The organism is Streptomyces mayonensis, assembly GCF_018982965.1.
GTDB lineage: Bacteria > Actinomycetota > Actinomycetes > Streptomycetales > Streptomycetaceae > Streptomyces > Streptomyces mayonensis.
Genome location: NZ_JACBYP010000129.1, coordinates 1 through 22,751 on the forward strand (window position 1 = coordinate 1; position 22,751 = coordinate 22,751).

A 22,751-nucleotide genomic window follows, 5' to 3' on the forward strand; every position below is an offset into this window, starting at 1 on the left:
GTTCACGGAGTCGGCCGGTAGCACGAAATGTCGGCACATACGCCCGCGGCGGGGCCGGGGGGGGGGGGCGGGGGGGGCGCGGGGGGGGGGGGGCGGCGGGGGGGGGTGTGGGCGGGGGGGGGGGGGGGGGGGGGGGGGGGGGGGGGGGGGGAGCGGCGGGGCCGGGAGCCGCGTCCGTGTCCGTGTTCCCGCCCCCGTTCACGTCATCGCCCCCGTCGTGCGCGCCACCCGCGCCCTCTCCCTCGTCTCCCCCCTCTGCCTCGTCTCCCCCGTTGGTCTCGTCGTCCGTGGCCAGGAGGGACGGCGGGGGGATCTCGGTGTCGAAGACGGAGGCGGGCCGCGGTTCCTCGGCCGCCGCCGTGCCCAGGTTCTCCGCGAACCGGGTCAGCAGCCGGGCCGTGGCCGACGTCACCGACTCCTCCGGCAGCTCCGTGACGCGCCCGTCCGCGGTGGCCGTCCCTCCCAGGGTGACGGTCGATCCGCCGTCGGCGTCGGCCACCCGGAGCGTGAGCGCGAGCGCGACCGTACCGCTGCCGCGCGACTCGGTGGCGTCGCCCTGGACGGCGTACGTACCGTCCTCACGGGCGGACAGGCGCAGGGTGCCGCGGTAGGTGATGGAGTGACTGCCGATACGGACCTTCAGCCGGCCGGCGACCGGCTCGGCACCGGCGTCCTGCTGGAGCCCCGGGATCGCCCGGGCGACCACGGCGGGGTCGGCCAGCACGTCCCTGAGCCGCTCGGCCGGAACCGGAACGAACACCTCATGCTCCATGTCACCGCAGCCTACCGTTCCTGGGGTTGTTGGTCAGTGTGTTGACCGACAACCCTCACGGGGCCTCGTACCGCTCCCGTACCGCCAGGCCGCCCCGTACCACCGAACCGCCCCGTCCACCGAACCGCCCAGCACCACCGCACCCGCCCAGCACCGCCAGACCGCCCAGCACCGCCCATTACCGCCGGACCGCTCAGTACCGCGGGTGCACCAGCGTGGACGGCGGCAGGCCGGGCACGCGGGTGCGGGCCGCGGCGCGGGCGTACCCGGCCAGGGACTCGGGCGTGAGGGTGTGCGGGCGGGGTGCCGCCGGGTCGAGTCGCAGGGCGGGGACCGTGCGCGCGGCCAGGAGGAATCCCCAGCCGCGGGGCGTGCCGCTGTGGCGGTCGCCGACCTCGCGGGCGGGGTCGGACGCGGGGCGGGGGTCCCGCGCGCCGGCGCGGTAGGCGACGGGCCGCAGGCCGGCCGCGCGCAGTGTCGCGTCGACCGTCCAGAAGGTCCGGGGGCGGGCGGAGACCGTCCCCGCGTGTACGGCCAGCCGGCCGTCCGGTGCGAGCACCCGCCGCACCAGGCCGTAGAACTCCTGCGAGTACAGCTTGGTTGCGGCGGTGATGTCCGGGTCGGGCAGGTCCGAGATCACCACGTCGTACGCCGCGGAGGGCGTCGCGCGCAGCAGCCGGAAGGCGTCCGCCGTGCCGACGCGGAGGCGCGGGTCGCCGTAGGCGTGCTCGTTGAGGGTGGACAGGCCGGGGTCGTGCCGGGCCAGCCGGACGAGCCCGGCGTCGGGTTCGACGACGTCGACGCGGCGGACCCCGGGGTGGCGCAGCACCTCCCGGGCGGCGAGGCCGTCGCCGCCGCCGAGGATCAGCACGCGCGCGTGCGGGCCGGCCATCGCCGGGCGCACCAGGGCCTCGTGGTAGCGCCGCTGGTCGCTGTCGCTGACCCGCAGCCGCCCGTCCAGGAACAGGTCGAGGGGCCGCCCGTCGGCGTCGCCGGTGAGGACGACCTCCTGCACGTCGGTCCGTACGGCGACCCGGACGTCCTGGCCGTAGACGGCCTGCCGGGCGGCGCGTTCGAAGTCGTCGGCGAGGACGGTCGCCGTGGCCAGGAGGGCGAGGACGAGGACGTTGGCGGCCAGCAGCAGCCGGCGGGCCCGCCGGGTCAGGTCGCGCCGGAACAGGCCGAGGACGAGGGCGGCGCCGACGACCGCGTTGACGGTGCCGGTCAGCAGGGCGCCGGTGAGCTGGCCCAGGAAGGGCAGCAGCACGAAGGGGAAGGCCAGGCCGCCGACGAGCGCGCCGACGTAGTCCGCCGCGAACAGGTCGGCGACGGCGCCCCCCGGGTCCTGCCGGCGGACGCGCTGGATCAGCTCCATGAGGAGCGGCACCTCGGCGCCGATCAGCACCCCGATGGTGAGGGAGAAGGCGACCAGCAGGACGCGCGGCCCGTCCGCCCACAGGCCGCCCCAGCCGCCGGTCCAGGCGAAGACGGCGTACAGCACCATCGCGCTGGAGCCGCCGACGAGGGCGAGGACCGCCTCCAATGCGCCGAACCCGGCGGCCGCGAACCGCCGGAGCCGTTTGGCGGCCAGGGAGCCGAGGCCCATGGCGAAGACCATGACGGACAGGACGACGGACGCCTGGGTGACCGAGTCGCCGATCAGGTACGAGGCGAGCGCGACGAGTTCGAGTTCGTACACCAGCCCGCAGGCCGCACAGACGAACACGCCGGCCAGCACCAGGAACCGCCCGGTACCGGGCCGCACGGGCAGTGGCGCGGGCGCCTCGGGGCCGCGGGGGCCGCCCCAGGACGGCGGAGAACCGGGCGGGGCGGGCACGTGCGGTTCGATCACGCAGTGACGTTACGTCATATACCGGACGCACTTCGTCACCCACACGTGTGAAACTCGGACCCAGCCGGGCACCGCAGGTTTATCCGGCCCTCACCGGTTCACGGCGGGCGACAGGGAACCCGCTCCCGTTCCCCGGGCAGCGCAGGCCCGCCCGCACGACGGCCGCCTGCTCAGGCTGCGCCCGGCCAGCCGCACCGCACCCCACCACACCCGGCCACGGCACCACGCCCGGCCGCGCGAGCTGCGCGCGTCCCCGCACGCGACGGCGCCGTCCCCCTCACACGGCGGCCGGGCTGAGCCGCGCGGCCGGCACCCGCACACCCACCCGGGTCCGGGTCGACACCAGCTGGCCGTCCTGCGGATAGGCGTGCCAGGTGCGCCAGTGCACCTGCCCCTCCCGCCGGTGGGCCAGCAGCGCGGTGAAGGCGTGCGGGCTGCCCGGGAAGACCCCGGCCAGGCCGTGCGGGTGGTCGGCGACCAGGGCCAGCAGTTCCTGGGCGCGGCCGGCGAAGGAGCCGGGCGTGAGCACCTCCACGCGGGCGGCGAACTCGTACTCCCAGTCGCCCATCCGCTTGGCGACGCCCAGCGGCAGCGGGGTGCTGCTGCCCGGGATGCAGGCCACCGTCTCGGAGCAGCTGCCGCGCTCCTCGTCGAGCAGCACCTGGTGGGAGGCGCCCAGGAGCCTCAACTGCAGTTTCGCGTGTTCCAGTTCGACGTCGAGGCTGGCGAGCGCGGGTAGCGGCTCGCGGCCCAGGGTCCAGGCCAGGTCGGCGGCGCGTGTGTCGGTGTAGGCGGTGTTCAGGGTCGTGAGCATGGATCGGCTCCGCAAGCACACAAGGAGAGGAAGGTGTGGGGCCTGCCCATCCCGGCCACGCCGGGGATGCGGCCCGCTCAGCCCAGTCGGTCGGTCAGGAGTGGGATCAACAGGTCGTCCGAGGAGCTGCGTTGATGTGGAGAGCGAATCATGAACCGTGGCGCCGCCACAGCGTTTTTACCCAACTTCGTGCTGTTTCCATCCCTCTGGGGGCTCAACAGCTCAACTGTTCAACCATGGCGCACACCCCGTCCGCGGGAAGTGCGCCGGTACGTGGGAGCGCCCACCGGGTGTGCCGCCCGGCGGGCGCTCGTGGCAGGGATGCGGCTCCCCCTGGCGGAGCTCAGCTGCCCCGTGTCAGCTGCCTCCACCGCATCCGCCGCCACCTCCGCCTCCGCAGGACGAGCCGCCTCCGCAGGACGACCCGCCACTGCAGGAGTGGCCTCCGTGATGTCCGCCCGAGGAACCGCCGTCCCCGGCCCACCAGCTGTTCTTGTGCGTCCTCCGCCTGCTCACGACCGCCCTGGTCAACAGGAGCGCGCACACGATCAGGATGATGCCGACCGTCATGGCTTCACCCTCCTTCCGTACCCGGGCGAACGCCCGGAAGGTGGTTCCCCGAAGCAATCCCCCGTGGGTGCCTCGCTGTCTTCGGTCACGTCGTCTTCGGTCACGTCGTCTTCGGTCACGTCGTCTTCGGTCACGTCGTCTTCGGCGACATCGTGAAGCAGGTTGCAGTGCGTTGCGGGGACGTGCGTGAACGGGAGATGCCCCGCCCCGCCGTACCCCAAAGCACAGTTGAGCAACATCTGAGGGTCCGCCGAAGGCGCCCGCCGCACGCGGGGCCGACGGGCGCCGGGGGCCGGAGGGCGGCGGGCCGACGGGCCTGCGGGTCTGCGGGTCTGCGGGTCTGCGGGTCGGTCCGGAGGATGACGGGCTTGGACCCAGGTCTGATGGGGGCTTCCCCGCAAGTCGGGGCCGGGTCGGTCCTCCGGGCCGACGCGTCTGCTGCTTCCGGCGAGCAGAGTCGCCGGCACAACGGTCCCCTCCCGGAAGGACACCTCATGCGCAGAAGCATGTCCCTCACTCTCACGGCGGCCGCGCTGGCGGTGGCCGCACTGCCCGCGGCGGCGTCCGCGACGGCGGCGTCCTCGGCGGCCACCGAACGGGCGGCGACGCCGTCGAGCGCTCTGGAGTGGGGGCCGTGCCCCGAGGACGCCGCCGCGCCGCGTCTGGAGTGTTCGACGCTCGACGTCCCGCTGGACTACCGCGATCCGGACGGCCGGAAGATCGAGGTGGCCGTGTCCCGGCTGGCGAGCGAGAAGCCGTCGAAGCGGCGCGGCGTCCTGCTGACCAACCCGGGCGGTCCCGGTGGCGCGGGTCTCCTGTACCCGGCTGTTCTCTCCGCCTCGGGACTGCCGCAGGAGGTAGTCGACTCCTACGACATCATCGGCTTCGACCCGCGCGGTGTCGGCCACAGCACCCCGGTCACCTGCGACCTGACGACCGACCAGCAGTGGCGCGGCAACTTCCCGCCCTACGCGCACACCGCGGCCGACGTCATCCGCGAGGCCGGCAACGCCCGGAAGATCGCCGAGCAGTGCGCCGGCTCGCGCACGGCGTGGATGCTGCCGCACACCACCACCGCCAACACCGCACGCGACATGGACCGCATCCGGGCGGCCCTGGGCGAATCGAAGCTGTCGTACCTCGGAGCCTCCTACGGCACCTACCTCGGCTCGGTCTACGCCACGCTCTTCCCGCGGCGCGGCGACCGCATCGTCCTCGACAGCAACCTGGGCCCCGGCGGCTACGACGCCACCGCCATGCGGTTGATGGCCCGCGGGATGGAGGACCGCTTCCCCGACTTCGCGGCGTTCGCCGCCGCGCACCCCGAGTACGGCCTGGGTTCCACACCGGCGCAGGTCGAGGCCAAGTTCCACGAGCTGGCCGACCGGCTGGACGCTGAGCCCGTGCAGGGCGTCGACGGGACCTCGTTCCGCGGGTACACCTTCGAACAGCTCTACACCGACGGCACGATGGACAAGCTCGCCGAGTTCTGGCAGGCGGCCGACACGGGTGCCGAGCTGCCGCTCCCGGACCTCCCGGCGGGCCTGGAGAACCTGATGGCCTCGCGTTTCGCCGTGGTCTGCGGTGACTCCCGCTGGCCGGGAACGGTCCGCGAGTACCAGCGCAACGTCGCCGTCGACCGGCTCAGGTACCCGATGCTGGGCGGCTCCACGGCGAGCATCAACCCCTGCGCCTTCTGGCCCGAGGAGCGGACCGAACCGCCGGTGCGCATCACCGGCCGGGGCCCGTCGAACATACTGATGCTGCAGAACGAGCGCGACCCCGGCACTCCGCTGGCCGGCGCCCGCGAGCTGCGGCGCGCCCTGGGCGAAAGGGCCACGATGGTGACCGCCGACCAGGGCGGCCACGGGGTGTACCCCTACGGCCGCAACACCTGCGCCAAGGACGCGGCGAACGCCTTCCTGGCCTCCGGAGAGCGCCTCTCCGGTGACCTGCGCTGTGCGGCGGAGCCCGCCGGGTAGTCCCCTTCGCGGGCGGCCGGCGGGGCCGGAGGCGAGTTGAGGAACCCGTCGGCCTCGGCGCAGGATGGCCGTCATGACCTCCATGAGCTCAAGCGCCCGCCCCCTCCTGAACCGCCGGCTCGCGGAGTTCGGGACGACGATCTTCGCCGAGATGTCCGCGCTGGCGGTGCGGACCGGGGCGATCAACCTCGGGCAGGGCTTCCCCGACACCGACGGCCCCGAGGAGGTCCGCGAGGCGGCGGTGCGGGCGCTGCGCGACGGGCGCGGCAACCAGTACCCGCCGGGCCCCGGCGTGCCGGAGCTGCGGGCCGCCGTCGCCGGGCACCAGAGCCGCCGGTACGGCCTGTCCTACGACCCCGACACCGAGGTCCTGGTCACGGCCGGGGCCACGGAGGCCATCGCGGCCGCCCTGCTGGCGCTGCTGGAGCCCGGTGACGAGGTAGTGGCGCTCGAGCCGTACTACGACTCGTACGCGGCCTGCGTCGCGATGGCCGGCGGCACCCGGGTGCCGGTCACCCTGCGCCCGGGCACGGCGGACGGGGAGCCGGCCTTCCGGCTCGACCTCGACGAGCTGCGCGACGCCGTCACCGACCGCACCCGCCTGCTCCTGCTGAACACCCCGCACAACCCCACCGGCACGGTCCTGACCCGCAACGAGCTGGCGGCGGTCGCCGAGCTGGCCGTGGAGCGGGACCTGCTGGTGGTGACCGACGAGGTCTACGAGCACCTGGTCTTCGACTCCGCCGAGCACGTCCCGATCGCGTCCTTCCCCGGGATGCGCGAGCGGACCGTGACCATCGGGTCCGCGGGCAAGACCTTCTCGTTCACCGGCTGGAAGGTGGGCTGGGTCACCGCTGCGCCCGCGCTGCTCACGGCGGTCCGCTCGGCCAAGCAGTACCTGACGTACGTGGCCTCGGGCCCCTTCCAGTACGCGGTCGCCGAGGCGCTCGCGCTGCCGGAGTCGTACTTCGCCGCCTACCGGCAGGACCTGGAGGCCAAGCGGGACCTGCTGGCGGCGGGGCTCGCGGAGGCGGGCTTCGGCGTGTACCGGCCCGCCGGGACGTACTTCGTCACCACCGACATCCGCCCGCTGGGGGAGAGCGACGGCTTCGCCTTCTGCCGCGCCCTGCCCGAACGCGCCGGCGTCGTCGCCGTCCCCAACGCGGTCTTCTACGACCACCGGGAGGAGGGCGCCCCCTTCGTGCGGTTCGCGTTCTGCAAGAGCACGACCGTGCTCCACGAGGCAGCCGAGCGACTGCAACGTCTCACGCCGTGACCTCACGCCGCCTCCGGACCCGCTCGCGGCACCGCTGCTCTCCGTCAGCGGGCGCCCGTCTCGGGCTCCGGGCGCGGGAGTTCGTCGAGGTCGAGGGTGAAGATGCGGCCGTCGGCCAGCGGGATGGGGAGCTTGCCCGTGCCGTATTTGTGCGTGTGTGCCGCGATGTACCCCGTGGGGGTGGGCTGGGTGTGAAGGACGACTTCCTGGGCGTAGGGGTCCACGACCAGGTAGATCGGGATGCCGTAGCGGCCGTACTTGACGGTGCAGTCGTCATAGTCCTTGCGCGCGGAGGAGGTCGAAACAACCTCGGAGATCAGCAGGACGTCCTCGAAGCTGTAGCGCTTGCCTTCCTTGCGGGCGTCCCCGCGCAGGATGGCGAGGTCGGGAGCGGAGTTCTCGTCGGCGGGGAAGTCGACGCAGACGTCGGAGGTCACCTTCGCGTGACGGCCGAGGGCGAGAGCGGAGTCGATCTGCATCGACCTGATGGTGCTGGAGTGCTCTTCGCTCCTCGGGGTCATGATCACCTTTCCGTCGGCCCCGAACAGGACCGTGCAACCCTCGGGGAACTCGGTGTGCACGATCGCGTCGACGCTCATGGACGGCTCCTTCCCGTGTGCGATCGGGATACGGCGGCCGGCGCAACACCACCGGGCCCGGCAGTACGGCTGTGCGGACGGTGGAGGAGATTCGCAAGCGGGTGCGGGTCTCGGAGGAGGCGGTGGGACGGCTGAGTCGCTGACGGGGTGAGCCGCGCTCCGCCGGGAACGGCGGGAGCCCGGCCCCCGCGATCGGGGGCCGGGCTCTCACCTCGCGTGTGCGCGACGAGGCTCACCTCGCGTGTGTGTGACGCGCGCGGCGGCGTACCGGGCGGCTACTCGCCGTCCTCGTCCGCCGGCTTCTCCGAACCGCTGACCTCCTGCTCCAGGCCGAGCTGCTCCACGAGCCACCGGTCGAACTCGATGGCGGCCCGCACCCAGCTGACCGTCGAGGAGACGAAGTGCTCCAGGCTGACGCCCATGCCGATCAGCATCTGCGCCTCGCCGATCAGGCGGACCGTGCCGTCGTCGTGGGTGTGGGAGTACACCTTGGGCCACAGCGTGCGCCGGTTCCAGTCGTCGACCGACTCGAGCAGCTGCTGCTTGTCGTCGATCTGGTGGGGCCGGTCGTAGAACGTCCGCACCGAGAAGATCTGCTGATCGCCCTCGCCGCGGAACATGAAGTACGTGCGGAACTGCTCCCACGGCGCCGCGAGGTCGCCCTCGTCGTCGACGACGTACTTCAGCTCCATCTGGTCGAGGAGCTGCTTCACAAGATCCTGATCCGGGACGACGGGGCCCGCCGGTCCTTGGGGCTGCGGCTCGGGCTGCTTGCCCCCGAAGTTCGGAATCGAGGACGGGTCGATGCTCACCGTGAATTTCCCTTCGTACGGATCTGGCCATCCTCCACCATGCGGGGAGGGGCGTGGCAAGCCCGCCGGGGACCTGTCAGCCGTGGGCTGACTTGATCCGGCCGGTACCCGGCTGCCGCGGCGGCAGCGGGTTACCGGCCGGACGCCGCCCGGCGTGGCGTCAACGGCGGCCCGCCACCCGCTCGGGGCCGTCAGGGGCCACCAGGGACCGCCTGGGGCCACCCGGGGCCGCCTCGGGTGACAGGCCCGCGCGCCGCGCCCGGGCGCGGCTACAGCGTCTTGCCGGTCGCCGGTCCCACGATCAGGTCGTCGCCGAACCGGTCCACGCGGACCGCGTCGCCGTCCTTGATCTCGCCGGAGAGGATCTCCCGGGCGAGCCGGTCGCCGATCGCGGTCTGTACGAGGCGGCGCAGCGGGCGGGCGCCGTACGCCGGGTCGTTGCCCTCCTCCGCCAGCCAGGCCAGGGCCTCGTCGGTGACCTCCAGGGTGAGGCGGCGCTCGGCGAGGCGCCGGGACAGGCCCTCGATCTGGAGCCGCGCGATCCGGCTCAGCTCCTCCTTGCTGAGGGCCGAGAAGACCACGAGGTCGTCGAGCCGGTTGAGGAACTCGGGCTTGAAGGAGGACCGGACGACCTCCAGGACCTGCTGCTTCTTCTCCGCCTCGCCGGTCGTCGGGTCGACCAGGTACTGGCTGCCCAGGTTGGAGGTGAGGACCAGGATGGTGTTGCGGAAGTCGACGGTGCGGCCCTGTCCGTCGGTGAGGCGGCCGTCGTCCAGCACCTGGAGCAGGATGTCGAAGACCTCGGGGTGCGCCTTCTCCACCTCGTCGAGCAGCACGACCGTGTACGGCCGCCGCCGCACGGCCTCGGTGAGCTGGCCGCCCTCCTCGTAGCCGACGTATCCGGGCGGGGCGCCGACCAGCCGGGCCACGCTGTGCTTCTCGCTGTACTCCGACATGTCGATGCGGACCATGGCCCGCTCGTCGTCGAAGAGGAAGTCGGCGAGCGCCTTGGCCAGTTCGGTCTTGCCGACGCCGGTGGGGCCGAGGAAGAGGAACGAACCGGTCGGCCGGTCCGGGTCGGCGATCCCGGCGCGGGAGCGGCGTACGGCGTCGGAGACGGCGCGCACGGCCTCGCTCTGGCCGATGAGCCGCTTGCCCAGCTCGTCCTCCATGCGCAGCAGCTTCTGCGTCTCGCCCTCCAGGAGGCGGCCGGCGGGGATGCCGGTCCAGGAGGCGACGACGTCCGCGATGTCGTCGGCGCCGACCTCCTCCTTGACCATGGTGTCCCGGGCTACCTCTTCCTCGGCCTCGGAGGCGGCCTCCAGGTCGCGCTCCAGGGTGGGGATCTCGCCGTACAGCAGCTTGGAGGCGGTGTCGAAGTCGCCGTCGCGCTGGGCGCGTTCGGCCTGCCCGCGCAGTTCGTCGAGCCGCTCCTTCAGCTCGCCGACCCGGTTGAGGGACTTCTTCTCCTTCTCCCAGCGGGCGTTGAGGCCGCGCAGCTCCTCCTCCTTGTCGGCGAGGTCGCGGCGCAGCCGTTCCAGGCGTTCCAGGGAGGCGGCGTCGGTCTCCTTGCCGATCGCCAGCTCCTCCATCTTCAACCGGTCGACGGCGCGCTGGAGTTCGTCGATCTCGACCGGCGACGAGTCGATCTCCATGCGCAGCCGGGAGGCGGCCTCGTCGACGAGGTCGATGGCCTTGTCGGGCAGGAACCGGGAGGTGATGTAGCGGTCGGACAGGCTCGCGGCGGCCACCAGGGCGCTGTCCGCGATCTGCACCTTGTGGTGGGCCTCGTAGCGGCCCTTGAGCCCGCGCAGGATCGCGATGGAGTCCTCGACGCTCGGCTCGGCGACCAGCACCTGCTGGAAGCGCCGCTCCAGGGCGGGGTCCTTCTCGATCCGCTCGCGGTACTCGTCCAGCGTGGTCGCGCCCACCATGCGCAGCTCGCCGCGCGCGAGCATCGGCTTGAGCATGTTGCCGGCGTCCATGGCGGAGTCGCCGCCCGCGCCGGCGCCGACGACGGTGTGCAGCTCGTCGATGAAGGTGATGATCTGCCCGTCGGAGTCCTTGATCTCCGCGAGCACGGTCTTCAGCCGCTCCTCGAACTCGCCCCGGTACTTGGCTCCGGCGACCATGGCGCCGAGGTCGAGCGCGACCAGCCGCTTGTCCTTCAGCGACTCGGGCACGTCGCCCTTGACGATCCGCTGGGCGAGCCCCTCGACGACGGCGGTCTTGCCGACGCCGGGCTCGCCGATGAGTACGGGGTTGTTCTTGGTGCGCCGGCTGAGCACCTGCACGACGCGCCGGATCTCCTGGTCGCGCCCGATGACGGGGTCGAGCTTCCCGTCCCGCGCGGCGGCGGTGAAGTCGGTGCCGAACTTCTCCAGCGCCTTGTACTGGCCCTCGGGGTCGGCGGTGGTCACGCGGCGCCCTCCCCTCGCCCTGCCGAAGGCCTCCTGCAGCTTCTTCGCACTGGCGCCCTGCCCCTCCAGTACCTCACCGGCCGCGCCGCCCTTCGCGGCGATGCCGAGGAGCAGGTGCTCGGTGGAGAGGTACTCGTCCCCGAGCTCCTTCGCACGTGCCTGGGCGTCGGCGACCACGGCGAGCATCTCACGGCTGGGCTGCGGGGGTGCAACGGTGGACCCGGTCACGCTGGGCAGCCCGGCGACGATGCGCTCGGCGCCGGAGCGCACGGCGGCCAGGTCGGCCTCGACGGCGGCGAGCAGGTCGGTGATGTTCTCGTTGTCCTGCCCCTGGAGCAGAGCCAGCAGCAGGTGGGCGGGGGTGAGGTCGGCGTTCCCCTCGGTCACGGCCCGGTTGCTGGCCGCGTTGATCGCGTCCCGGCTCCGGTTGGTCAGCTCGGCGTCCACGTTCTGGCTCTCCTCCTCGCGCCTCGGCCGTCGGCGGTCCGGCCTGTCTCCGTCTCCCGGTCTGTCCCGGTGTGGTGTCTCCGTCACTGGGTGCCCCGTCGCGGACCCGGCAGTTCCGGGTCCCCGTCGCAGCCCCCGACCTTTGCTGACTCGTACAACCTACACAAAGTTGAGTCTATTCCACTCAAGGCCCACTGGGGCGGCGCGCGTTCCCGCCGGAGTCACCAGGTTGGACGTGCCGGGCCGCGGCCGCGTCGCACGAGAGCCTTTTCGGCCAGTTCACGGAGTCGGCCGGTAGCACGAAATGTCGGCACATACGACAGCGGCGTCACCGTGTTCAGGTCACGGTGACGCCGCTGCCGGGGGGAAGCACCTGAGCGACTTGTTACGACGGGGGAATCGCGTCAGGCACTGCGGGGGGTGGCCGAGAAGGTCCTCACTTCGGGGACGTCCGGCTGCGCGAGCCGGTGGTCCCTCTGATCCAGGTTCACAAAAATCATTCCGTACCGGATGGCACACCGCACGGGCTGCGGCGCCCCCCGAGGCCGCCGCAGACACCGGTACGCCCGCACGTCGCCGTCCTCGTCCAGCGTGACGACGACCGGCTCTCCGAAGACGGTCACCATCAGCGAGTCACCGGGGTGGGGGATCGCGGTGACCAGGTCGATGAAGTGCCAGCCGGAGCGGTATGCGGTGGCCATCTCACGACGGAAGGAACGGTCGTCGGGTGGCGTCGTCATCGCGATCAGTTCCAGGAGGTGTCGTCGGTGGCGTCCGCACCCGCGACCACCGCCGTCGATCCCGTGTCCGCCCGAACGTCACTGGACTTGCCGGCCAGGCCACTCGCGGCCCCAAACACCACAACGGCGGAAAGAGCAGCGGCAAGTACCGAGCGAAGCATTCTCTTACTCATAGTCGGCTTCGTCCTCACTCGATGGTCTCCTCTTCCCCCGTCGGATAAGACGATGGCTCATTCAGGCACGTCATGGCCACACAATCGGTGCATCATGTTCCTGCATGTTCAGGACCCTGGGGGGTGGAAAATTGGGGACGAATGAGACAGAAGCGGCACATCCCCACGCCATAACCGAACTGTGTGACGAAGGCAGCCGAATCTACGTCACCGCGCTGCGGGCCGGCCGCGTCGCTCGGGCGGACGTCGAGGCTGCCCCGTGCCTGATGGAGTTCGCCCTGCTCCACCCCGACCCGGACGACGCCACCTGGCTGCGCCCGGTCCCGCCGACGGTCGCCCTCGCGCAGCGCCTCCACCCGCTCGAACGCGAGATCACGGAGCGCCGGCGGCTCTCCGTCCAGCTGGCCGACGCCTTCGAGCCGTTCATGGCCGCGAGCGCACAGAGCACGGCGTCCACGCACGCCATCACCGTGCTCGAAGGCAGGGACCGGATCAACGCGGCGCTCAACCTCGCCACCTCCGAGAGCCAGACCGAGGTGCTCACCGTGCAGCCCGGCGGCAGGCGGCTGGAGAGCAACCTCCTGAAGGGCCTGGAACGCGACAGGCCGCTGCTGGAGCGCGGCGTACGGCTGCGGACCCTCTACCAGCACACCGCCCGGCACAGCCCGGAGACCCTCGCCTACGTGGACCAGATCGCCACGGGCAAGGTCGAGGTCCGCACCATCGACGAACTCGTGGAGCGGCTCATCATCTGCGACGAGACCGTCGCGTTCATCCCGACGCGGGAGGACCGGCAGGTCGCCCTGGAGCTGCGCCACCCGGGCCTGGTGCGGTACCTGATCAAGGTCTTCGAGTTCATGTGGTCCCGTGCGGTGCCGCTCAGGGTGGGGGTGCCCTACGAGACCGCTCCCGACGGCATCACGGACATCCAGCACTCCATCGCCAAACTCCTCGTGGAGGGCCACGTCGACGAGGCCATCGCCCGGCGCCTCGGGATGAACGTCCGTACCTGCCGGGCCCACATCGCCAAACTGGCCCTGGCCCTCGGCAGCGGCAGCCGCGCCCAGCTCGGTTTCCTCATTGCCCAGTCCGGGATCCTGGAGAAGGATCACTGATCCCCACCCGACGAAGAGAGTCCCCACGTGACCCCACAGGCGCACCACCACGGAACGGAGGAGCTGTGTGACGCGGGCCTGGAGATCTACGGCCGCGCACTGCGCGAGGGGCACCTTCGCACCGCCGAGGCGGCTGCGGCGCCCTGCCTGATCGACAACGGCATGCTCCACCCCACCGTCGAGGACCTGGACCGGCTGGAGCCCGTCCCGCCCGCCGTCGCGCTGCAACGCCTGCTCCGCTCCTCGGAGGACCGTGTCGCCGACGAGAGACGCCGCGGACAGCGCATGGCCGACCTCTTCGAGCCCCTCATCCGCCTGGGCACCCACAACGCCGTCGGCGACGACACCCCGGCGCTCCGGGTCCTCAGCAGCAAGGAGCGCACGATGCAGGCCATCGAGGAGGCCATGGCCGAGGCCGGGAGCGAACTCCTCGCGATCCAGCCGCACGACTCGCACGTCACCAGGCGCCCCGAGATCATGGAGGAGGCGATGAAGCGGGACCAGGCCTTCCTCGACCGCGGCGCCCGCGTCCGGGCGCTGTACCAGCACACCGCCCGCCACGCCCCCTCCGCACTCGCCCGTTACGAGCAGCTCACCGGCGACGTGGAGGCGCGGACCCTGGACGAGGTCACCGACCGGCTCATCGTCGTCGACCGCACGGTCGCCTTCATCCCCGCCAGCACCGACCGCTCCCTGGCCCTCGAAGTCCGCCACCCCGCGCTCGTCGCCTACTTCGTCAACACCTTCGACCGCCTGTGGCACCTCGCCACCCCCATGCACCCGCAGGCCGTGGACCCGCCCACCCTGAACGGCATCACCCCGCGCCAGCGCGCCATCGCCGCCCTCCTCGTCGAGGGCCACACCGACACCGACATAGCCGACCGCCTCGGCGTGAACGTCCGCACCGCCCGCGTCCACATCGCCAAGCTCGCCACCACCCTCGGCAGCGAGAGCAGGGCCCAGCTCGGTTACCTCATCGGGCAGTCCGGGATTCTCGACCAGGCAGGATGACCGGGGCCGGGGCGCCGCGGGGAGAGCCGTCCAGGCCCGCCTGGGCGATGCGGACGCCCAGCTGCGTGCGGCTGGCCGCGCCCAGGGTCTCCGAGAGGCGGGCGATGTGCGCGCGGGCCGTGCGGACGCTGATGCCGAGGCGTTCCGCGATCACCGCGTCCTGGTGGCCCTCCGCGAGGAGCGCCGCGATGGACTGCTCGCGGTGGGAGATGCCCTCGATACCGGTGTCGGGCAGGGGCGCCGTGAGCGGGATCGCCAGGCGCCACAGGCGTTCGAAGACCGTGACCAGGTAGGCGATCAGCCCGGGGTGGCGCAGCTCCAGGGCCATCGTGCGGTCGGTGTTGGCGGGGATGAACGCGACCGTGCGGTCGAAGAGGATGAGGCGGTCGATGACCTCGTCCAGGGTGCGGGCCTCCACCGCGTCGCCCATCAGCTCCAGGTAGTTGAGCAGGCCCTGCCCGTGCCGGGCCACGTGCGTGTACATGTCCCGCATCCGCACCCCGCGCCCGCGCAGCGCCAGCGCCCGGTGCAGGCCCTCGGAGAGCTCCGCCTCCCGCCGGATGCCGCCCGGCTGGACCGTGAGGACCTCCGTCGTGCAGGCCTGCGTCGCCTCGTCCATCGCGGCCTGGATGCGGGACAGGCCGTCGAGGACCCGGATCGCGGTGCTCTCCGCGCCGGCCGGGGCCTGCACCGCCCGGCCGAGACCCGCGTACCACTCGAAGGCCTCCACCGCCGAACCCACCCGCCGCTGGCTCGCGCTGACCTCCTCCTGGACACCGCGCAGCAACCGCGTCATGACCTCCTGCGGCGAGGTCGGCACCAGCCAGTCCATGTCGTCGGGGTCGGGGTGCAGCAGGGCCAGCTCGAGGAGGCAGGGGACCGGCTCGGCGTCCCGGCGCGGCACCCGGCCACGGCGTACGGCCCGGGAGTACACGCGGTCCCCGGCCGCGCACAGCCGGTCGGCACCGTGCGGATGCTCCTGAGCCCCGTGCCCGGCCATCGCCCATCCCACCCCCGGTTCCGGCTCTTTCCGCAGCGCAACTATGCGCGGCCCGGACCGGCTCCGCAACACGGCTCCGGGCAGGAGGCGAACGGGAGAGCAACGGGAGAGCAGGGGCGGGAGAACCGGGAGGGAACGGGGAACGCGCCGGTTACCGCTGGTATGCCCAGGCCGGCCGGAACGGTGCGCGCCGGGTCACTTCAGCCCGATCTCCTTGCACGCGGCCGCGTACTCGGCCGTGCAGATGTCGCCGACCTCGTAGAAGCCCTCCGCGACGACGGTCTCCTCGATGTTGCCCTTGGTGAGGGCGACGACCGGGACGAGCTGGGCGGGGATGCCCTTGTGGGTGGGACTGTCGACCTTGTCGCGGGCCAGCGCGTCGAACTGGATGTCCCGGCCCTGGACCCGGGCCACGGCCATCTCGGCGGCGTTCTCCGCCTCCTGCGGGTAGGACTTGTAGACACTCATGTACTGCTCGCCGGCGACGATCCGCTGCACCGCGGGAAGGTCCGCGTCCTGTCCCGTGATCGGCGGCAGGTCGGTGACGCCCGCGTCCTCCAGGGACTTGATGATGCCGCCCGCCATGCCGTCGTTGGCGGAGTAGACGCCCGCGATGTCGTCCTTGCCGATCTTCCCGATCGCCTCGGTCATGTTCGCCGCGGCGTTCTTCGCGTCCCAGTCCACGGTGTCGAAGGACTGGGCGATGGTGACCTTGCCGTTCAGCTCCGACAACGCGCCCGCCTTGAACTGCTTGGCGTTCGGGTCGGTGGACGAGCCATTCATCATGACGATCTTGTCGGACTTGTCGGCGTCCGGGCCGATCGCCTCCAGCAGGGAACGGCCCTGCACCTCGCCGACCAGTTCGTTGTCGAAGGAGATGTACGCGTCGATCGGGCCCTCGGCCAGCCGGTCGTAGGCGATGACCGGGATCCCGGCGTCCTTGGCCTTCTGCACGCTGTCCGCGACGGCGTGCGCGTCGACCGCGTCCAGGACGATCACGTCGACCCGGTCGTCGACCATCTGCTGCATCTGCCCCGCCTGCTTCTTGGCGCTCGCCCCGGCGTTGGCGTACTTGACGCTGCCCGCGTCCTTGGTGAGCGCGCCGATCTTCTCCTTGAAGATCGGGTAGTCGAACTGCTCGTAGCGACTGTTCTCCTTCTCCGGCAGCAGCAGACCGACGGTGATGTCGTTGCCCTTGGTCGGGCTCGCGTCGTCGCTGCTCTCCGTCGCCCCGAGCACGCCGCAGCCGGCCAGCACGACGGACATGGAGGTAATGGCCACTGATATGGCGATACGGCGCATGTGAAGGCTCACTTCGGGTGCGATTCGGGACGTGGGCACAGCAGTGCGACCCATGTGACTGAAAAGCCAACGCTTCACCCGCCACCGGCGTCAAGGGGAAATCACTTAACGAGATGGGCACAGCAGGTTCCGCCGGACAGGAAAAGGTGCCGGGAAGATGGCGCGCAGGGCCGTGGAGGCGTGCACACGGGGTGTTCACGTGCGCACCCGCGCCTGTCCGGAAGAGCGCCTCAACCACGCACGACACGGGGACGGGCGGGGACGTCCGGGGACGGGCGGGGACGTCCGGGGAAGCACGGGACGTACGTTCCGGCCGCCCCACCGTCCGCCGGTGCCGAACACGCGGGCCCACCAGTCCCGAACACGCAGGAAAGAAGAAGGAAGTACGCATGGAGCACAACCCGGCACCCGCCCACGCCGTCCGCGCCACCCGCGCCACCCGCGCCGCCCACGCCGCAGATTGCGCGGACGACGGGGAGTTGGCGGAGCGGCACATCCGGGAGCATGCCCTCGAGGACGACCGCTTCGGCCCCGTCACCGTCCGTCTGGACACCGGCCGCCGCGAGGTCACCGTCGGGGGGCGACGCGGTGCCCCGGATCGAGCTGTACCGCGAGGAGGGGACGGAGGCCGACGACAACACGCCCGTCGGTACCCGGGACGGCGACCGGCTCACGCCGACCGTCGGCGGCCCGGAGGCCGGGATCACGCCGGCGAAGGGACGGCTGACTCGGCGCTCGTTCGCCGTCGACGTCCGCTGCGCGGACCGCACTTGGCGCCCGGTGCCCGACTCCGTCTCGGGCAGCCGCCTCCTGCGCGGCGTGGAGCACCTCGGGAGCTTCTCCTCCGACGGCGACGGCCAGGTGCCGGCCGAGTGGCGCGAGAAGGCCGGGCCCGAGCTCCTGGACGCCGCCCCCGGCTACGCGCTCGCCGCCGCGTTCGGCACCGGCGCCCAGTCCCTGTGGATGGTGGCCGCTGACGCGCTCGGGGACCTGTTCCCGGGCCGACCCGGCCACTTCCCGGGCTGACCCAGGCCTACGGCGGGTGATGCGCCGCGCGCGGGAACGCGAAGGGCCCGGAAGTCCGCGTACGGACTCCCGGGCCCCTCAAGCAGGTCGGCAGGTCGGCCGGTCGAGCGGTCGGCCGGTCCGGACGGCAGCGCCGCCGCCCCGGCTCAGTCCGGCTGCTGCCGCTTCGGGCGCCACACGACCAGCGCGCTGGTCTGCTGCACCTCCTGGTACGGGACCAGGTCACGGCGGTACGACGCGTGCACCGCCGCCTCACGCTGACGCATCGTCACCGCGGCGCCGTCCAGGGCGTCGGCCAGCTCCGCCACCCGGGCCTGGAGGGCGGCGACCTGGTTCTCCAGTTCGATGATGCGCTTGATGCCGGCCAGGTTGATGCCCTCGTCCTGCGACAACTGCTGCACCTGGCGGAGCAGTTCGATGTCGCGGGCGGAGTAGCGCCGGCCGCGCCCGGCCGTGCGGTCCGGGGAGACCAGGCCGAGGCGGTCGTACTGGCGCAGGGTCTGCGGATGCAGACCGGAGAGCTGGGCCGCCACCGAGATGACGTAGACCGGGGTGTCCTCGGTCAGTTCGTACGGTGAGAAACCCCCGCGCCGGCGGGGACTACGGCCGTCCATCTCGATCAAGCTCCCTTCGCGGCCTGGAACAACTCCGCCCGCGGATCCTCGTCCGCGGTCGCCTCGCGATACGCCTCGAGCGCGTCACGAGCCTTCCCCGTCAGGTCCTTCGGAACACTCACCTCCACGGTGACCAGAAGGTCCCCGCGGGTGCCGTCCTTGCGGACCGCGCCCTTGCCCCGGGCCCGCATGGTACGGCCGTTGGGCGTGCCCGGGGGCAGCTTCAGCGTGACCGGGGGACCGCCGAGGGTCGGCACCCGGACCTCGCCGCCGAGGGCCGCCTCGGCGTAGGTGACCGGGACGGTGACGGTGAGGTTGTCGCCCCTGCGGCCGAAGACGGGGTGGTCCTTGACGTGCACGACCACGTACAGGTCGCCCGCCGGACCGCCCCGCTCACCCGGCGTGCCCTTGCCTCGCAGCCGGATGCGCTGCCCGTCCGACACCCCGGCCGGGATGCGGACCTGCATCGTCCGCGAGGACTTGGCGCGCCCGGAGCCCTTGCAGACGTCGCAGGGGTCCTCGGCGATCAGGCCGCGGCCCTTGCAGTCCGGGCACGGGTCGGTGAGCGAGAAGCCGCCGCCCGAGCCCCGGGCGACCTGTCCGGTGCCGACACAGGTCGGGCACACGCGCGGTGTGCCGTTCTTGTCGCCGGTGCCCGAACAGGCCTTGCAGGGAGCCTGCGACGACATCCGCAGCGGCACGGTCGCGCCCTCGATGGCCTCCGTGAAGCTCAGGGTGACCTCGGACTCGATGTCCTGCCCGCGCCGCGGCTGCGTACGCGGGCCGGCGCCGGGCCCGCCGCCGGTGCGGTTGAACAGGCCGCCGAACACGTCGCCGAGCCCGCCGCCGAAACCACCGGCGCCGCCCTGTCCGCCTCCCCCGCCCTGGGCGCCGCCCCCGAAGAGGTCGCCCAGGTCGAAGTTGAAGGTGCCGGCGCCCCCGCCCGCGCCCGGCCCCGGACGGAAACCGCCGTTGCCGAAGAGCGAGCGGGCCTCGTCGTACTCCTTGCGCTTCTTGGGGTCGCCGAGGATGTCGTTGGCCTCGGAGATCTCCTTGAAGCGCTCCTCCGCCCGGACGTTCCCCTTGTTGGCGTCCGGGTGGTTCTCGCGGGCGAGCTTCCGGTACGCCTTCTTGATCTCCGCCTCGGTGGCGTCCTTGGGGACGCCGAGGACCTTGTAGTAGTCCTTCTCGATGAAGTCCTTGGTGCTCATCCCCGACGTCCCTCCTTCCCGTGTCCTGTGATTACGTCAGCCCTCCTCCGGGCCACCGCTCTCCTTGTCGCCGGCGGCGTCGGCGGGGTCGGCGGGCGCCTCGGTGCTCTCCTCGGCCGGCTTGACCGTCTGGGCGCCCGGCTGCGGCTCGGCGACCGCCACCCGCGCGGGGCGGATGGTGCGTTCGCCGATCCGGTAGCCGGGCTGCAGAATCGCCACGCACGTCGTCTCGGTGACGTCCGGTGCGTAGGAGTGCATCAGGGCCTCGTGGATCGTCGGGTCGAAGGGCTCGCCCTCCTTGCCGAACTGCTGGAGGCCCATCTTGGTGATGACCCCCTCCAGCGAATCCGCCACGGACTTGAAGCCGCCGACCAGTTCGCCGTGGTCCCGGGCGCGACCGATGTCGTCGAGCACGGGAAGCAGCTCGGACAGGAGGTTCGCGACGGCGACCTCCTTGACCGCGACGCGGTCCCGCTCCACCCGGCGGCGGTAGTTCTGGTACTCGGCCTGGAGCCGCTGGAGGTCCGCCGTGCGCTCGCCGAGCGCCGTGCGCACCTGGTCCAGCTGGGCCACCAGGCCCGCGTTCTCGCTCGCGTCCCCGGCCGGGGCCGCCCCCTCTTCGGAGGCGGCCTGCGGCTCGGCGTCGTCAGGGGTGGCGCCGGAGGGGACGTCGGGCTTCTCGTCAAAGCCCGGGGTCTCCTCCGTCACGCGGCACCGTCCTTGCGCTCGTCGTCCACGATCTCGGCGTCGACGACGTCGTCGTCGGCAGCCTTGTCACCGGCACCGGCACCGGCACCCGCGCCCGCTCCGGCGCCCGGGGCCTCGCCGCCGGCGGCCTGGGCGTCGGCGTACATGGCCTGGCCCAGCTTCTGCGAGACGGCGGCGACCTTCTCCGTGGCGGTGCGGATCTCGGCGGTGTCCTCGCCCTTGAGCTTCTCCTTCAGCTCGCTGACGGACTCCTCGACCTCGGTCTTGATCTCGCCGGGGACCTTGTCCTCGTTGTCCTTGAGGAACTTCTCCGTCTGGTAGACGAGCTGCTCGCCCTGGTTGCGGGACTCGGCGGCCTCGCGGCGGGCGTGGTCCTCCTCCGCGTACTTCTCGGCCTCCTGGCGCATCCGGTCGACCTCGTCCTTCGGCAGCGAGGAGCCGCCGGTGACGGTCATCTTCTGCTCCTTGCCCGTGCCCAGGTCCTTCGCGGTCACGTGCATGATGCCGTTGGCGTCGATGTCGAAGGCGACCTCGATCTGCGGGACGCCGCGGGGCGCCGGCGGCAGACCGGTCAGCTCGAACATCCCGAGCTTCTTGTTGTACGCCGCGATCTCGCGCTCGCCCTGGTAGACCTGGATCTGCACGGAGGGCTGGTTGTCCTCGGCGGTGGTGAAGATCTCCGAGCGCTTGGTCGGGATCGTCGTGTTCCGCTCGATGAGCTTGGTCATGATGCCGCCCTTGGTCTCGATGCCGAGGGACAGCGGGGTGACGTCGAGGAGCAGGACGTCCTTGACCTCGCCCTTGAGGACACCGGCCTGCAGCGCGGCGCCGATGGCGACGACCTCGTCCGGGTTGACGCCCTTGTTGGCGTCCTTGCCGCCGGTGAGGTCCTTGACCAGCTCGGCGACGGCGGGCATACGGGTGGAACCGCCGACGAGGACGACGTGGTCGATCTCGGACAGCTGGATGCCTGCGTCCTTGATGACGTTGTGGAACGGCGTCTTGCAGCGCTCCAGGAGGTCGGCCGTCAGCTGCTGGAACTGCGCCCGGGTCAGCTTCTCGTCGAGGTGCAGCGGGCCCTCGGCGGAGGCGGTGATGTAGGGCAGGTTGATGTTGGTCTCGGTCGAGGAGGACAGCTCGATCTTGGCCTTCTCGGCGGCCTCGCGGAGGCGCTGGAGGGCCATCTTGTCCTTGCCGAGGTCCACGCCGTGACCGGACTGGAACTGCTTGACCAGGTAGTCGACGACGCGCTGGTCCCAGTCGTCACCACCGAGGTTGTTGTCACCGTTGGTGGCCTTCACCTCGACGACGCCGTCGCCGATCTCGAGCAGCGAGACGTCGAACGTACCGCCACCGAGGTCGAAGACCAGGATGACCTGCTCGTCCTTGTCCAGGCCGTACGCCAGCGCGGCGGCGGTCGGCTCGTTGACGATGCGCAGGACGTTCAGGCCCGCGATCTCGCCGGCCTCCTTGGTGGCCTGGCGCTCGGCGTCGTTGAAGTACGCCGGGACGGTGATGACCGCGTCGGTCACCTTCTCGCCCAGGTAGGACTCGGCGTCCCGCTTCAGCTTCTGCAGCACGAAGGCGCTGATCTGCTGCGGGTTGAAGTCCTTGCCGTCGAGGTTGACCTTCCAGTCGGTGCCCATGTGACGCTTGACCGAGCGGATGGTCCTGTCGACGTTCGTGACCGCCTGACGCTTGGCCACCTCGCCGACCAGCACCTCGCCGTTCTTGGCGAAGGCGACGACGGACGGCGTGGTCCTGGCGCCCTCGGCGTTGGTGATGACGGTGGGCTCGCCGCCCTCCAGAACGCTGACGACGGAGTTAGTCGTGCCCAGGTCGATGCCGACCGCACGTGCCATGGTGAATAACCTCCAGCTGACTTGAGTGGAACAGGCTCAAGTGTGCACGACGGCCCGCGCCGGGTCAACAGAGGTGAGTCGGGCTGACTCAACTCTTATCCGTTCCTTACACGCAACAGCGTCCTGACGTGCATGTTTGCGGCCCACCCGGCCCGACGAAACAGAAAAATCGCCCGCCGGGAGTGACGCCCCCTACGGGGCCCGGGTTACCCCGCGGGGCTGCTGGAACCGCGGGACTGCGGGGCCGCGGGACCGCGGGACTGCGGGACTGCGGGACTGCGGCAACCGCGGGACTCCTGAGGCGGTACGCCCCGCCCCACCGGAGGCGACCCGGACACCCCGTCGGCCGACCACCGCCCCGACCGACCACCGCCCCGGCAGACCACCGCTCGGCAGACCGGCACTCCGCCCCCACCCCCCGGCGGGCGCGCAGCCCGCCCGCCAC

18 protein-coding genes are annotated in these 22,751 nt (G+C 71.8%); 5 read left to right on the top strand and 13 right to left on the bottom strand.

All coding sequences use genetic code 11. The annotated features are described in order from the left end of the window. The 3 genes from HZS56_RS39160 to HZS56_RS32165 all read right to left on the bottom strand — a co-directional run. Positions 1 to 772: SRPBCC domain-containing protein (locus HZS56_RS39160; RefSeq protein WP_374201232.1), on the bottom strand; the 772-nt coding region annotated here is incomplete at its 3' end. A gap of 193 nt (positions 773 to 965) precedes the next feature. Next, positions 966 to 2,624 (bottom strand): polyamine aminopropyltransferase, encoded by a 1,659-nt coding sequence (locus tag HZS56_RS32160; RefSeq protein WP_216724343.1) that lies wholly within the window; start codon positions 2,622 to 2,624, stop codon positions 966 to 968. Positions 2,625 to 2,901: 277 nt separating this feature from the next. Then, entirely contained in the window at positions 2,902 to 3,438 is a 537-nt protein-coding gene (locus HZS56_RS32165; RefSeq protein WP_216724344.1) for a DUF2617 family protein, read from the bottom strand. Positions 3,439 to 4,502: 1,064 nt separating this feature from the next. Between HZS56_RS32165 and HZS56_RS32170 the strand changes: the two genes are divergently transcribed. Together HZS56_RS32170 and HZS56_RS32175 are read left to right on the top strand one after the other, a co-directional pair. Further along, entirely contained in the window at positions 4,503 to 5,990 is a 1,488-nt protein-coding gene (locus tag HZS56_RS32170; protein ID WP_216724345.1) for an alpha/beta hydrolase, read from the top strand. A gap of 73 nt (positions 5,991 to 6,063) precedes the next feature. Further along, complete coding sequence (locus tag HZS56_RS32175) at positions 6,064 to 7,266, top strand: pyridoxal phosphate-dependent aminotransferase (protein WP_216724346.1); 1,203 nt, start codon at positions 6,064 to 6,066, stop codon at positions 7,264 to 7,266. A 44-nt stretch (positions 7,267 to 7,310) separates the two neighbouring features. Here the strand turns inward: HZS56_RS32175 and HZS56_RS32180 are convergent, their stop codons facing one another. The 4 genes from HZS56_RS32180 to HZS56_RS32195 form a co-directional block, all read right to left on the bottom strand. Continuing rightward, a complete protein-coding gene (locus HZS56_RS32180; protein WP_216724347.1) occupies positions 7,311 to 7,865 on the bottom strand; it encodes a Uma2 family endonuclease in 555 nt (184 codons plus the stop codon). A 275-nt stretch (positions 7,866 to 8,140) separates the two neighbouring features. Beyond that, positions 8,141 to 8,677: a YbjN domain-containing protein gene (locus tag HZS56_RS32185; protein WP_216724348.1), complete on the bottom strand. Its 537-nt coding sequence runs from the start codon at positions 8,675 to 8,677 to the stop codon at positions 8,141 to 8,143. A 269-nt stretch (positions 8,678 to 8,946) separates the two neighbouring features. Further along, positions 8,947 to 11,544 (bottom strand): ATP-dependent chaperone ClpB, encoded by a 2,598-nt coding sequence (clpB, locus tag HZS56_RS32190; protein WP_216724349.1) that lies wholly within the window; start codon positions 11,542 to 11,544, stop codon positions 8,947 to 8,949. Between the two features lie 404 nt (positions 11,545 to 11,948). After that, positions 11,949 to 12,284 carry a Rieske (2Fe-2S) protein gene (locus tag HZS56_RS32195; protein WP_037766337.1) on the bottom strand — a complete coding sequence of 112 codons (336 nt, stop codon included), beginning with the start codon at positions 12,282 to 12,284 and terminating at the stop codon, positions 11,949 to 11,951. 277 nt (positions 12,285 to 12,561) lie between these two features. On the opposite strand from HZS56_RS32195, the gene HZS56_RS32200 reads away from it, so the two are divergent. Both HZS56_RS32200 and HZS56_RS32205 read left to right on the top strand, forming a co-directional pair. Beyond that, a complete protein-coding gene (locus tag HZS56_RS32200) occupies positions 12,562 to 13,572 on the top strand; it encodes a helix-turn-helix transcriptional regulator (protein ID WP_216724350.1) in 1,011 nt (336 codons plus the stop codon). Between the two features lie 27 nt (positions 13,573 to 13,599). Next, positions 13,600 to 14,583, top strand: a complete 984-nt coding sequence (locus tag HZS56_RS32205) for a helix-turn-helix transcriptional regulator (protein WP_216724351.1) — start codon at positions 13,600 to 13,602, stop codon at positions 14,581 to 14,583. Here HZS56_RS32205 and HZS56_RS32210 read toward each other — a convergent pair. Both HZS56_RS32210 and HZS56_RS32215 read right to left on the bottom strand, forming a co-directional pair. Next, positions 14,546 to 15,583, bottom strand: coding sequence for a helix-turn-helix transcriptional regulator (locus tag HZS56_RS32210; RefSeq protein WP_216724352.1), 1,038 nt, complete (start codon positions 15,581 to 15,583; stop codon positions 14,546 to 14,548). The genes HZS56_RS32205 and HZS56_RS32210 overlap by 38 nt on opposite strands. Positions 15,584 to 15,778: 195 nt before the next feature. Further along, positions 15,779 to 16,885 carry a sugar ABC transporter substrate-binding protein gene (locus HZS56_RS32215; RefSeq protein ID WP_216724353.1) on the bottom strand — a complete coding sequence of 369 codons (1,107 nt, stop codon included), beginning with the start codon at positions 16,883 to 16,885 and terminating at the stop codon, positions 15,779 to 15,781. 588 nt (positions 16,886 to 17,473) lie between these two features. Here HZS56_RS32215 and HZS56_RS32220 point away from each other — a divergent pair. After that, on the top strand, positions 17,474 to 17,911 hold the full coding sequence (locus tag HZS56_RS32220; protein WP_253915253.1) for a hypothetical protein: 438 nt from the start codon (positions 17,474 to 17,476) through the stop codon (positions 17,909 to 17,911). A 146-nt stretch (positions 17,912 to 18,057) separates the two neighbouring features. Here HZS56_RS32220 and HZS56_RS32225 read toward each other — a convergent pair whose 3' ends face one another. From HZS56_RS32225 to dnaK, 4 genes are read right to left on the bottom strand one after another with little or no spacing between them, the layout of a single operon-like run. Continuing rightward, on the bottom strand, positions 18,058 to 18,525 hold the full coding sequence (locus HZS56_RS32225; protein WP_216724354.1) for a heat shock protein transcriptional repressor HspR: 468 nt from the start codon (positions 18,523 to 18,525) through the stop codon (positions 18,058 to 18,060). Between the two features lie 5 nt (positions 18,526 to 18,530). After that, the gene (gene dnaJ, locus HZS56_RS32230) at positions 18,531 to 19,736 is read right to left on the bottom strand and encodes a molecular chaperone DnaJ (RefSeq protein ID WP_216724355.1); all 1,206 of its coding nucleotides are present in this window, start codon (positions 19,734 to 19,736) and stop codon (positions 18,531 to 18,533) included. A gap of 36 nt (positions 19,737 to 19,772) precedes the next feature. Continuing rightward, positions 19,773 to 20,444 (bottom strand): nucleotide exchange factor GrpE, encoded by a 672-nt coding sequence (gene grpE / locus HZS56_RS32235; protein ID WP_216724356.1) that lies wholly within the window; start codon positions 20,442 to 20,444, stop codon positions 19,773 to 19,775. Beyond that, positions 20,441 to 22,306 (bottom strand): molecular chaperone DnaK, encoded by a 1,866-nt coding sequence (gene dnaK, locus HZS56_RS32240; protein ID WP_216724357.1) that lies wholly within the window; start codon positions 22,304 to 22,306, stop codon positions 20,441 to 20,443. Before dnaK ends, grpE begins: the two co-directional genes overlap by 4 nt. Positions 22,307 to 22,751: the final 445 nt, after the last annotated feature.